Here is a 12,021-nt window from a genome sequence, read left to right on the forward strand (position 1 = left end):
CTACCTGCGCCCTCCGATGGTGCGGGTCGGCTACGCGGGCTGGTCAGGCTGCTCGGGCTGATTCGGTGGGCGAGGCGCGCGTCGGCGGATGGCGAGGAGGGTTCCAGCCACAGCGAGGAGGACGGCACCGAGGGCGGCGGCGATCCAGACGGCGACGAGGGGGGCTTCGGCGAGGGCGACGGTGCTTGTGTCGGTGGAATCCGGGAAAGCAGCATCCGCGGCGGCGTCCGCGGTCTCGGCGCAGACCGGCTTGGCCGGGGACCCTTCAGCCAATGCCTGGTCGGCGGCCGGTTGCCAGGTGAAGGTGAAGTCGCCGGACACCGGATGCCCGTCGGTCGAGACCACCTGCCAGGTCACCGTGTACTCGCCCGGCTGGCCCAGCTGGGCCTTGGTCTCGACGGTCGGGCCGAGCAGGCTGATACAGCCGTCACCGTAGTAGAGAGGCGTGGCCACACGCGCGGGCCCGCTGATGAGCATCCCGCTGCCCGCTCCCCCGCCGCCGAGGTCAAGCAGGGCGTCGTTCGTCGTCACGGTGAACAGCGAAGGCTGTTCAGTCACGACGGCCCCCGCTGCCGGGGAGGACCCGCCCACGGAGTCGTGGGCCGACGCCGGGGCGGCGGACCACCACGGCGGCGCGGCCACCACGGCGGCGCCCAGCGCGAGCGCTGCCCACTGCCGCGCCCTGTTCCCTCGTTTCACAGCGATCTGTCTTCCCGCCTCACACAGTTGGGGGTCTTAGGATACCGGCCACTCGCTAAGCTCGTTTTCTATGCTTACCGCGGTCTTCGGCCTCACCGGCGCACTCATCTTCGGGAGTGCCGACTTCCTTGGCGGGCTCGCCGCCAAGCGCATGAGTTCCCTGCTCGTGACGGCCGTCGCCGCGGCATCCGGGCTCGTGGCCCTGCTGCTCGCCCTACCGTTTGTGGTGGGGGTCTGGTCGCCGTCGGCCGTGCTGTGGGGCGGATTGTCCGGAGTCAGCGGCGCAATCGCGATCTCGCTGCTCTACACCTGCCTCGCGATCGGGCCGATGAGCATCCTCTCGCCGCTCACGGCCGTGGTGTCGGCGGTCGTGCCGATGACGGTGGGGCTGGCAGGCGGCGACCGCCTCGCCCCGATCGGCTACTGGGCGCTCGGCCTGGCGCTCGTGGCGGTGGTGCTCGTGGGTTTCGTGCCCGAGCGCGGCGCCGTGCGGCCGAGCCTGCTCGGCGTGCTGATGGCCCTCGGCTCCGGCACGATGATCGGCGCCTTCATGGTGATGATCGACCTGACCCCGGCGGACAGCGGGCTCGTGCCGCTGGTGATGAACCGCGCGGTTAATGCGGCGATCATGTTCTCCGTGGTCGGGCTGCTCGCCCTGCTCGCGTTGCGGCGGCGACGTTCACTGGTGACGACCGCGCCGATGACGGGCTCGTTCAGACCGGTGACGGATGCCGCGCCGCAGCCCCGCTCGACGCTCACCATCGGGCTGCGGCTGGCCGTGGCCTGCGGCGTGATCGACGTCGTGGCCAATGTGTTGCTGCTGCTCGGCATGCGCGCCGGGGACCTCAGCGTGATGAGCGTACTCACGGCAATGTACCCGGCCGGCACGATCCTGCTCGCCGCCGTGGTGCTCCGGGAACGGATCGCGCCGGTGCAGTGGTTGGGCCTCGCGCTCGCCCTCGGCGCGGCTGGGATGCTCGCGCTGGCCTGACGGACCGGGCGCCGACTGGCATCCTTTCACCGCCGACACCGTCACCCACTCGTTACGAACGACTGCCTCGGGACCCTTGCCGCGCGCGGCGATGCCACGGTACTGTCAGGCCCACACCTGAATTAGTGAACGACTGGTCGGTCACTAATTATCTGTTCCTCTGAAGGAGATTCCAATGAAGAAGTCTCGTCTGCGTTTCATCGCGCCGATTGCCGTTATCACAGCCCTTGTGCTGGCCGGATGCAGCACCTCGAACCTGGGGGGAACGGCCAAGGACGACCCTGCAGCGGAGGCCGGCCCGATCAAGATCGGCGCGGTTCTCGACGTCACCGGCGTCGGCGCCAGCCTCGGCGTGCCGGAGCAGAACACGCTCACAATGCTGGCCAAGCAGCTCAACGACGACGGCGGCATCGACGGCCGCGACGTCGAGCTCACCATCATCGACAATCAGTCGACCGAGGACGGCGCGGCCAAGGCCACGAGCAAGCTGATCGAGAGCGACAAGGTCGACATCATCATCGGTGCCTCACGCACCGGGCCCAGCCTGGCCATGCGCCCCATCGCGGAAGCCGCGAAGATCCCGATGATCTCCGTCGCGGCCAACGTGGCCATCGTCGAGGGCTCGAAGTGGGTCTTCAAGACCGCGCAGAACGACGTGGTCGTGCTCGAGCGCATCCTCGACGACGCCGAGGCGAAGGGATACACCAAGCTGGCCCTCGTGCGCGACGCGAGCGGTTTCGGCGAAGGGGTCGCGGAGTACATCACAGACCTCGGCGCCGAGCGCGGCATCACCCTGGTCATGACGGAGGCCTTCGAGCCGAGCGCGACCGACTTCACCCCGCAGATGACTAACGTGCGCGGCTCGGACTCTGACGCCGTCATCATCTGGGGCATCAACCCCTCGGCCGGCCTGGCCCAGAAGGCCTATGTGCAGCTCAGCGTGAACAAGCCGGTCTACCACTCGCACGGCATCTCGAACCAGGCATTCTTCGACGCCGCCGGTGACGCCGCCAACGGCGTCATCGCCCCGATGGGCCGCCTGCTCGTCGCCGACCAGCTGGCGGCCGACAACACCCAGCGCGAGGTCATCGAGCAGTTCCAGGCGGACTACAACGCGGCCTACGGCGAGCAGCCGTCCGGTTTCGCGGGCCACGCGTTCGACGCCTGGCACATCGCCGTCAACGCGATCGAGGCCGCCGGCACCGACGCGGATGCCCTGCGCGGCGAACTCGAGAGCGCCCAGTGGACTGGGATCTCCGGAGTCTTCCAGATGACCGCGAAGAACCACTCCGGCCTCGACGCCACCGCCCTCATCCTGGCTGAGGCCGAGGATGGTCGCTGGAACCTCCTCAAGGACTGATCGTGCTCACTGATTTCCTGCAGTTGACGGTGGCAGGGCTTTCACAGGGCTCTGTGTACGCCCTGCTCGCCGTCGGCCTGATCGCCGTCTACACGGTTCGCCACGTCATCAACATCGCCCAGGGCGAGTTCGCGATGCTGGCCGGACTGGGGAGTGCCTGGCTCGCCGCGGCCGGGATGCCGCTCCTTCTCGCGATCCTGGTCGCCATCCTCTCGGTGACCCTGGTGGCCATTGCGATGGAACGGCTGATCATCGCACGGGTGAAGAAGCTGACCCCGCTCACGTCCATCATCCTGACCCTCGGCGTCTCGACTCTGCTGCAGGCGATCATGCTGCTGGCCTGGGGGCCCGAGGCCAAGGGGGTGCCCCTGTTCCCGGGGACCAACATCCTGATCGGCGGGGTGAGCATCCGTTCTCAAGAATTCTGGATGATCGGCGCCCTCGTCGTGGTCGGCGGTGGAATTGTGCTCTTCTACGAGAAGTCACGCTGGGGCAAGGCCCTGCGGGCGTGTGCGGAGCAGCCCGTTGCGGCGCGCATCGTGGGGATCTCACCGGTCACCGCGTCAGTGCTGGCCTTCGCGATTGCGGGTTTCGTCGGGGGTGTCGCCGGCGTGGTGGCTTCCCCGATCTACCTCTCACTCTGGTCGGGCGGCGTACTGCTCGGCCTCAAGGGCTTCGTCGCCGCCGTCCTCGGCGGCTTCGTCTCCTTTCGTGCCGCGATCGTCGGGGCTCTCCTGCTCGGCGTGATCGAGGCCTACGTGGCCGGGTACGTCTCGTCCGGCCTGAGGGACGGCGCCGCCTTCCTCATCCTCATCCTTGTGCTCGTCGTTCGCCCCCAGGGCCTCGTTCTCAAGCCCACAGCGGTCAGGGTGTAGCGAAATGACACATGCAACCACACCTACCCTCGCCGGGACGCGCTCCCTCCGCACGCGTTTCTGGGCGAACAACAAGAGCACGCTGATCGGCTGCGGCGTGCTCGTCGCGCTGATGATCGTGGTCCCTTTCACGGCCAGTTCCTCGGTCATGAACATCGTCGTGTTCGCCATGATCTTCGCCCTGCCGGCCATCGGGCTCAACCTGCTGATGGGTCTGGCCGGGCAGGTCAGCCTCGGGCAGGCCGCGTTTTTCGCGATCGGCGCGTACACCCACGCAATCCTGCTGACCAAGCTCGATCTGCCCGGCCCGGTCGCGGCCACCGTCGGTGTTCTCGCCGCGATGCTGGTCGCCCTGCTCGTGGGCCTTCCGCTGATGCGCCTGCGCGGCCACTACCTCGCGCTGGCGACGCTGGGGCTCGGCTTCATCGTGATGATCGGCGTGCGCGAATGGGATGTCACCGGACGAACCACGGGCATCTACGGCATCTCGCGACCCACGGTGCTCGGGATCCCGATCGACAACAGCGGCTTCTTCCTCTGGTTCGTGACGCCGTTCGTGGTGATCGGGCTCATCCTGGCCCTCAACCTCACCCACAGCCGCGCCGGTCGCGCCCTCTCGGCCGTCAACGACTCCGAACTCGCCGCCGAGAGCCTTGGCGTCAACACCTATGCGCTGCGGCTGAAAGTCTTCGTGCTCTCCGCCGGCTTCGCGGGCCTCGGCGGAGTGTTCTACGCCTACCAGGTCGCGATCGTGAGCCCCGCCACCGCCGAATTCCACCTGTCGGTCTCGATCCTGCTGATGGTCGTCATCGGGGGCCTGGGATCGGTCTGGGGCGCCGTCGCGGGCGCCTTCCTCGTGCAATTCCTCGGCGAGGGCATGCGCGACGTCATCCCGGCCATCTTCCCCGGCGCCACCGGAGAGGTGCAGTTGCTCGGTTACGGTATCGTCCTGATCCTGGTGATCCTGCTCCTGCCCGGCGGCCTCCACCAGGCGGCGACCACGCTGTGGCAGAAGTTGCCGTTCGCCGGGAAGCGCCCACCCGGCGACGCGCATGCGCACGTCCCGGAGGACGACACGACGATCCCGCAGCTCCCGGCGGTCAGCACCCCGGTCGCGGCCGGTGAGCCGATCCTCGTCCTCGAGGGACTGAGCAAACGATATGGCGGCGTCGTCGCCGTCAACGATGTAAACCTCACCGTGCCGGCCGGCAGCATCCTGGGTCTGATCGGCCCCAACGGTGCTGGCAAGACGACCTGCTTCAACATGATCTCCGGAGCACTGACCCCAAGCGAGGGCACCGTCACGTTCCTCGACCAGGTGATCTCCGGCCGCAAACCGCACGTCGCCGCCGCGCACGGGCTGACCCGCACGTTCCAGAACCTGCAGGTCTTCACCTCGACGGATGTCGTCGGCAACGTGTACATGGGCAGGTACCGCAAGGGAAGCGCGGGCGTCCTCCGCGGAATGCTGGGGCTGCAGTCGGGTGAGCAGAGCACCCACCGCGCCGCGTCCTACGAGATCCTGCAGTCGATGAAACTCTCGGATGCCGCGGACGACTCAGCCTCGGATCTGTCGTTCGGCAAGCAGCGAATCATGGAGGTCTGCCGGGCTCTGGCCGCCGAGCCGGCCCTGCTCCTCCTCGACGAGCCGATGGCCGGCCTATCCGGCGCTGAGCGCGAGGTGATGGCCGAGCTGCTGCGGCGGCTGCGGACCGCCGGGCTCACGATCGTGCTCGTCGAACACGATGTGGCGCAGGTCATGTCCCTCGCCGACCATGTCGCGGTGCTCGACGACGGTGTGCTCATCGCCTACGGCGACCCGGAGTCCGTGCGCAATGACCCCGCCGTGGTCGTTGCCTACCTGGGCACGGACCTCGACGAGGCCGAAGCGGAACTGAACGAATTGGAGGAGCACGCATGACGCTGATCGTTTCCGGACTGGACGCCGGCTATGGCAAGCTCGCGGTGCTGCACGAGGTCAGCTTCGAGGTGGCGCGTGGGGAGATCGTGGCTGTGGTGGGCTCGAACGGGGCCGGTAAGACGACCCTGCTGCGAGCCGTCAGCGGCCTCATCCGGCCCACCGGGGGCAGCGTGACCCTCGAGGGTCGCACGATCACCGGGAAGCCCACGGAGAAGATGGCCGGATTCGGCCTGACCCATGTGCCCGAGAACCGGCTGTGCTTCCCGACCCTCTCGGTGCGTGACAACCTCATGCTGGGTGCCTGGACGAAGAAGGGCCACGGCGACGTCGACTCGATCCTCAAGCTGTTCCCCCGGCTGCGCACCCGGATGGGTCAGGCCGCCGGAACCCTCTCGGGTGGCGAGCAGCAGATGGTGGCCATCGGGCGCGGCCTGATGGCGAACCCGACGGCGATCATGCTGGACGAGCCGTCCATCGGCCTCGCGCCGAAGGTGGTCGCGGAGATCATGGACGTGCTCTCCCGGCTCTGCGTCGAGAAGCAGCTCGCGGTTCTCCTCGTGGAACAGAATGTGCGCGCCTCGTTCAAGATCGCGCACCGGGCAGTGGTCATGCACCGCGGACGGGTGGCACTCACGGGAACCCCGGCCGAACTCGTGGAACTCCCCGAGGTGCACAACGCCTACCTGGGTGGCGCAGCCGCGTAGCGGCATCCGTTGCCCGCTCCAGGAGCGGCACGCAGGTGTTGCGCCGCTAAGCGCGTGGCGTGCCAGCCGCGCAGCGGCGTAGAACCCGCGCCGCGGACCTGGTCGGCAAATGCTGCGGATGTGGTCGCTGCGGGCGACTGCGGCGACCGGCCCTAACGAATTCGACGGAGATTTTGCCCGAAACGGCCCCAGAACCTTCGGGAACCGCCTTTTTCCCAGAATCTCCGTCGAATTGGTTCGACGCGGGCGGCAGGGACGGGCCAGGCCAGGGACGCGACGGGTCAGTCGCGGCCGGTGAACGCGGGCTTGCGCTTCTGCTGGAAGGCGGCGAAGCCCTCGCGGTAGTCAGCGGTGTCGCAGAGGGCCGCCTGCGCCCGGTTCTCGGCGGCGACGCTCTGCCAGAGGCCGAGCCGGTCGTCCCGGAGGGCGCGCACGAGCTCCTTGCTGGCGAGGAACGCCTGAGTCGCCCCTTGTGCGGCCCGTTGGGCGGCCGTCAACGTGGCATCCGTCACTTCGTCGGCCGGGAATGCCTGGCTGAACAGGCCGGCGGCCACGGCCTCCGCGCCCGACATGAGCCGGCCGGAATAGATCAGGTCGAGAGTGCGGTGCGCGCCGAGCCGGTCGACGAACAGGGCATGGCCGCCGGAGTCGAGCGTGGCACCGAGGTTCGCGAACGGGGACCCGATCTTCGCGGTGTCGGCGACGTAGACGACATCCGTGGCGATCAGCAGGCCGAGGCCAACCCCGAGGCAGGCCCCAGTCGCGGCGGCGAAGGTGGGCGCCGGGAAGGCGCTCATCCGCTGCAACAACGGCGTGACGAGTCCCCCCAGGAAACCCATCACATCGTCGTCGCGCGGGTCGACGCCCGAGATGTCACGGCCCGCGCAGAATGCGCGGCCCTCGCCGCGCAGCGCGAGGGCGCGCACGCCGGCCGCCTCCGCGGTCTCGTATGCGGCCGCGAGCTCGGCCAGGCCGGCCTCGTCGAGCGCGTTCAGCTTGTCGGGGGCGTTCAGGACGACGTAGGCCACGTCGTCCCGGATGGACAGCTCGATCACGGGAACCGCTTTCTGCGCTTGCGCGCCATACCTGATGGGCGAGTGGCGCTACACGTCGTAGTCGACGACGACCCGGTCGGTCGTTGGGTGCGACTGGCAGGTGAGCACATAGCCGCGGGCCAGTTCGTCCGGTTCGAGGGCGTAGTTCTCGGTCATCGTGACGTCACCGCTGACGAGCTTGGCGCGGCAGGTGCCACACACTCCCCCAGCGCAGGCAAACGGAACATCCGGCCGCACACGCAGGGCGGCGTTCAGGATGCTCTCCTTCGCGTTGACGGGCGTGGTCACCGTGGCGCTCTCGCCGTCGAGCGTGAACTCGATCTCGAAGGTCTTGTCACCGATTCCGACGACCACCGGCCGCCCGGTGTCGCCGACCGCGTGCGTCGGCTCCCCCGTCGTGAACAGTTCGAACCGGATGTGGCCCGGCTCGACGTCCACGCTCTCCAGCGTGTCGCGGCACAACTGCACCAGTTCGAACGGCCCGCAGAGGAACCACTCGTCGACGGCGTTGGGACGGATGATGCTGGCCAGCATCAGGCGCAGCTTCTCCTCGTCGATCCGGCCGGAGAGCAGGGCGGAGGAACGAGACTGGCGCGAGAGCACGTGGTGCAGTGCCAGCCGGGCCGGGTACCGGTCTTTCAGGTCGGCGAGCTCGTCGAGGAACATCACGTCGAGCGCGGTGCGGTTTGTGTAGACGAGCGTGAAGCGGGAGGTCTCCGAGCGTTCGAGCACGGTGTGTGCGAGCGACATCAGCGGCGTGATGCCGCTGCCGGCGGCGATGCCGACGATGTGCTTGTCGTCCAGAGTGTCCAGCGCGGTGGTGAACGTGCCCTGCGGGCTCATCACGTCAAGGCGGTCCCCGGCCCGGAGTTCGGTGTTCGCCCAACTGGAGAAGACCCCGCCGAGGTCGCGCTTGATCGCGACGCTGACCGAGCCGAGCGCGTGCGGACGACAGATCGAGTAGCTGCGGCGCAGCTCCCGGCCGCCGATCGTGGCGCGCAACGCCAGGTGCTGCCCGGGGTCGTAGTCGAACTCCCCCTGCAGCGCCTCGGGAACCAGGAAGGTCACCTCGACGCTGTCCTGGGTGAGCTGACGCACCTCGCCGACGGCGAGGGTGTGGAACCGGGCGCGGCGCTTTTTAGGCTCGGTGGCAGGGTCGAGAACGGCTGAATCGGTACTGCGCAGATTGAGTGCGGCCATGGTTACAACACCTTGAAGTAGTCGAACGGTTCGAGGCAGTCCCGGCACTCGTAGAGTGCTTTGCACGACGTCGAACCGAAGCGGGCGAGTTCCCGCGTATTCAGTGAGGAGCAGCGCGGGCACTTGACCACGAGTTGGAGCCGGACGGCGCCGGTCGGGCGCACGCCGGAGTGGCCGGTCGGGGCAGCGATGCCATAACTGACCAGCTTCGCCTTGCCCTCCTCGCTCATCCAGTCGGTGGTCCAGGCCGGGGCGAGCACGAGTTCGACGGTGACGTTCTGGTAGTGGGCATTGGTGAGGGCCGCCCGGACGTCGTCGCGCATGGCCTCCATCGCGGGGCATCCGCTGTAGGTCGGCGTTAGGATGACGTGGGTTCCGTCGGCCGAAACGGCGACCGACCGAAGCACTCCCAGATCTTCAATCGTGAGCACGGGGACCTCCGGGTCGCAGACCTCGGCGGCGATGTCCCAGGCCTTCTGCGACGCCGCGTCGCCCGGACGCGGACGGGCAAGGGAGGCCACGGTCACCATTTCGCGCCGGGGTGCGCCCGCGCCAGCACCTGCATCTCGGCGAGCAGCGGCCCGAGGTTCTCGGAGTGGTCGCCGCGGCGCCCGCCCCCGGAGGAGATGAAGCCGCGGGGAACCTCGAGCTCGGCTTCGGCGAGCACGGGGAACATGGCGCTCAGGACTGAGGCCTGGAGAGAGGACGGCCGCACGGCGACGCCCTCGAGCCGGTCGATCAGCGGCTCGTCGACGAAGAGCTCCTCCACGAACGGCCATAGGTCGGAGAGACCGGTGATCATGCGCCGGCGGGATTCCTCGGTGCCCTGAGCGAGGCGCAGCACCCACTGGATGGAATGGTCGCGGTGGTAGTCGACCTCCTTGACGGCCTTGGCCGCTATCGCGGCGAGCGTCGCATCCGTCGACTGCATCAGCGCGCTGTAGAGCTCGAACAGGTAGTGCGCCGCGATGAACTGACGGGCGATCGTGTGCGCGAAGTCACCGTTGGGCTGCTCGAACAGGTGCGCCGAGCGCCACTGGGGTTCGTCACGCCAGTACGCCAGGTCGTCCTCGGTTCGGCCGGATTCGGCCCCGGCGTAGTGCAACAGGGAACGGGCGTGCCCGATCAGGTCGAGGGCGATGTTGCCGAGAGCGATGTCCTCTTCCAGCTCCGGGGCGCGGGAGATCCACCAGCCCAGGTTCTGGGCCAGCACGAGCGAGTCGTCGCCGAGCCAAAGCGCGTATTCCGCCACGTCGTGCGAGGCGACGGATGCCGCTTCGACCAGTTCCGCGGAGAGCTGGACCGTGTCGACGTCGACGTGGCCGTGGCCGTCCTGCTCGATGGTGTCGCTCACAGGTGCTTCACCCCTTCGCTCTTCGTGTAGTAGCTCGCGTGGCGGTAGTTCTTGCCGGCGGGCGATTCGAAGAAGGCACCCTTCGCATCCGGATCGCTCGTGGTGATCGCGTCGGCAGGCACGACCCAGATCGAGACGCCCTCATTGCGGCGGGTGTAGAGGTCACGCGCGTTGCGCACCGCGAGGGTGGCGTCGGGGGCGTGCAGGGAACCCACGTGGGTGTGGCTGATTCCGCGGCTGGAGCGCACAAAAACCTCCCAAAGGGGCCAGATCTCCTTCTCGGATGCACCGGGAGCGCTCATTATGCGACCGCCTTCACGCCCTGCTTGGCGGCGTACGCGGCAGCAGCCTCACGCACCCACTGACCCTCGTCGTGCGCGTCGCGGCGGCGCTGGAGGCGCCTGGCGTTCGCCGGTCCGCGGCCCGCGAGCACCTCGTGGAATTCGGTCCAGTCAATTTCGCCCATGTCGTACGCACCCTTTTCTTCGTTCCAGCGCAGGTCCGGGTCCGGCAGCGTCACACCGAGCACCTCGGCCTGCGGCACGAGCATTCCGACGAAGCGCTGGCGCAGGTCGTCGTTGGAGAACCGCTTGATGTTCCAGGCCATCGACTGCGCAGAGTTGGGCGAGTCGTCATCGGGCGGCCCGAACATCTGCAGGGCCGGCCAGTACCAGCGGTTGACCGATTCCTGGGCCATCTCGCGCTGGGCGGGCGTGCCTTTCATCAGCTCGAGCAGGATCTCGAAGCCCTGCCGCTGGTGGAAAGACTCCTCCTTACAGATGCGCACCATGGCGCGCCCGTACGGACCGTAGGACGCGCGGCAGAGCGGCACCTGGTTGCAGATCGCGGCGCCGTCGACGAGCCAGCCGATGGCGCCCATGTCGGCCCAGGTGGGACTCGGGTAGTTGAAGATGGAGGAGTAGCGCGCCTTGCCCGCGATGAGCTGGTCCGTCATCAGGTCGCGGCTGATGCCGAGAGTCTGCGCGGCGGAGTAGAGGTAGAGACCGTGGCCGGCCTCGTCCTGCACCTTGGCCAGTAGGATCGCCTTGCGCTTCAGGCTGGGCGCCCGGGTGATCCAATTGCCCTCCGGCTGCATCCCGATGATCTCGGAGTGCGCGTGCTGGGAAATCTGGCGGATGAGGGTCTTGCGGTAGCCGTCCGGCATCCAATCACGCGGCTCGATTCGCGAATCGGCGGCAATCAGGTCGTTGAACTGCTGCTCCTCGGCAGACACCGTGGCGGCGCTGTCCGGGGCGATAGCGTAGGGAACTGGCGGGATTGTCATCGTTGACTCCTGGGTTTGGCGAACTTTTACCAACCGATCGTTCAGTTAGTATATGGTTTCCCTACGACCCCCACAACCATGCGTTGCGGCCCGCGGAACTCAATGAGGAGAACCACATGACGGAAGTTTTACCGCCCTCCAACGGGGCCATGATGGAGAACGACCGGGCATCGGCCGCACTCGGCATGGTCGTGCACGCCTCAGAGCCCGGCCGCGCGGTCGTCTCCATGCTCCTGCGGGACGACATGATGAACGGCTTCGACGTGACGCACGGCGGGATCGTCTTCGCTCTGGCCGACACGGCGTTCGCGATCGCCTGCAACGACGACCACCACGTCACGCTCGCGTCGGGCGCCGACATCACCTTTCTGAAGCCCACCGCCGCCGGGCAGACCCTCACCGCGACCGCCGTGTTGCGCACCAAGAGCGGTCGCTCCGGACTTTATGACGTGCGCGTTGCCAACGAGCACAACGTACCGGTGGCGGAGTTTCGCGGGCGCAGCCGCACCACCAACTTTCCCGTGCCTGGTTCCGTCGCTCCTCTACTTTAAATCCGCATTCCACCAGGAGGCCTCAT

General features: G+C 67.9%; 13 protein-coding genes. 6 read left to right on the top strand and 7 right to left on the bottom strand.

Going from position 1 to position 12,021, the window contains the following annotated elements; all coding sequences use genetic code 11:
* Window positions 1-30: 30 nt before the first annotated feature.
* The gene (locus CXY79_RS13670) at window positions 31-699 is read right to left on the bottom strand and encodes a copper resistance CopC family protein (RefSeq protein WP_158250301.1); all 669 of its coding nucleotides are present in this window, start codon (window positions 697-699) and stop codon (window positions 31-33) included.
* Window positions 700-769: 70 nt separating this feature from the next.
* Between CXY79_RS13670 and CXY79_RS13675 the strand changes: the two genes are divergently transcribed.
* The 5 genes from CXY79_RS13675 to CXY79_RS13695 all read left to right on the top strand — a co-directional run bounded on the left by CXY79_RS13675 (window position 770) and on the right by CXY79_RS13695 (window position 6,550).
* Window positions 770-1,690, top strand: a complete 921-nt coding sequence (locus CXY79_RS13675) for an EamA family transporter (RefSeq protein ID WP_104102542.1) — start codon at window positions 770-772, stop codon at window positions 1,688-1,690.
* A gap of 175 nt (window positions 1,691-1,865) precedes the next feature.
* Complete coding sequence (locus CXY79_RS13680) at window positions 1,866-3,050, top strand: ABC transporter substrate-binding protein (protein ID WP_104102544.1); 1,185 nt, start codon at window positions 1,866-1,868, stop codon at window positions 3,048-3,050.
* Window positions 3,051-3,052: 2 nt separating this feature from the next.
* Window positions 3,053-3,925, top strand: a complete 873-nt coding sequence (locus CXY79_RS13685; RefSeq protein WP_158250302.1) for a branched-chain amino acid ABC transporter permease — start codon at window positions 3,053-3,055, stop codon at window positions 3,923-3,925.
* A gap of 4 nt (window positions 3,926-3,929) precedes the next feature.
* Window positions 3,930-5,846 (top strand): ATP-binding cassette domain-containing protein, encoded by a 1,917-nt coding sequence (locus CXY79_RS13690; protein WP_104102549.1) that lies wholly within the window; start codon window positions 3,930-3,932, stop codon window positions 5,844-5,846.
* Complete coding sequence (locus CXY79_RS13695; protein ID WP_104102551.1) at window positions 5,843-6,550, top strand: ABC transporter ATP-binding protein; 708 nt, start codon at window positions 5,843-5,845, stop codon at window positions 6,548-6,550. The genes CXY79_RS13690 and CXY79_RS13695 overlap by 4 nt, the downstream gene beginning before the upstream one ends.
* 281 nt (window positions 6,551-6,831) lie before the next feature.
* Here the strand turns inward: CXY79_RS13695 and CXY79_RS13700 are convergent, their stop codons facing one another.
* The 6 genes from CXY79_RS13700 to paaA are packed head-to-tail and all read right to left on the bottom strand — an operon-like array spanning window position 6,832 to window position 11,444.
* Window positions 6,832-7,605 carry an enoyl-CoA hydratase/isomerase family protein gene (locus CXY79_RS13700; protein WP_104102554.1) on the bottom strand — a complete coding sequence of 258 codons (774 nt, stop codon included), beginning with the start codon at window positions 7,603-7,605 and terminating at the stop codon, window positions 6,832-6,834.
* 48 nt (window positions 7,606-7,653) lie between these two features.
* Window positions 7,654-8,805, bottom strand: a complete 1,152-nt coding sequence (gene paaE, locus CXY79_RS13705) for a 1,2-phenylacetyl-CoA epoxidase subunit PaaE (protein ID WP_104102556.1) — start codon at window positions 8,803-8,805, stop codon at window positions 7,654-7,656.
* Between the two features lie 2 nt (window positions 8,806-8,807).
* Complete coding sequence (gene paaD, locus CXY79_RS13710; protein ID WP_233191499.1) at window positions 8,808-9,326, bottom strand: 1,2-phenylacetyl-CoA epoxidase subunit PaaD; 519 nt, start codon at window positions 9,324-9,326, stop codon at window positions 8,808-8,810.
* Between the two features lie 2 nt (window positions 9,327-9,328).
* On the bottom strand, window positions 9,329-10,159 hold the full coding sequence (gene paaC / locus CXY79_RS13715; protein ID WP_104102561.1) for a 1,2-phenylacetyl-CoA epoxidase subunit PaaC: 831 nt from the start codon (window positions 10,157-10,159) through the stop codon (window positions 9,329-9,331).
* Window positions 10,156-10,461 (bottom strand): 1,2-phenylacetyl-CoA epoxidase subunit PaaB, encoded by a 306-nt coding sequence (paaB, locus tag CXY79_RS13720; RefSeq protein WP_104102564.1) that lies wholly within the window; start codon window positions 10,459-10,461, stop codon window positions 10,156-10,158. The genes paaC and paaB overlap by 4 nt, the downstream gene beginning before the upstream one ends.
* Window positions 10,461-11,444 (bottom strand): 1,2-phenylacetyl-CoA epoxidase subunit PaaA, encoded by a 984-nt coding sequence (paaA, locus tag CXY79_RS13725; RefSeq protein WP_104102566.1) that lies wholly within the window; start codon window positions 11,442-11,444, stop codon window positions 10,461-10,463. Before paaA ends, paaB begins: the two co-directional genes overlap by 1 nt.
* Window positions 11,445-11,560: 116 nt before the next feature.
* Here paaA and paaI point away from each other — a divergent pair, with 116 nt between their 5' ends.
* Window positions 11,561-11,995 (top strand): hydroxyphenylacetyl-CoA thioesterase PaaI, encoded by a 435-nt coding sequence (gene paaI / locus CXY79_RS13730; protein WP_104102568.1) that lies wholly within the window; start codon window positions 11,561-11,563, stop codon window positions 11,993-11,995.
* Window positions 11,996-12,021 lie beyond the last annotated feature (26 nt).

It is taken from the genome of Cryobacterium sp. M96 (assembly GCF_002929845.1).
GTDB lineage: Bacteria > Actinomycetota > Actinomycetes > Actinomycetales > Microbacteriaceae > Cryobacterium > Cryobacterium sandaracinum.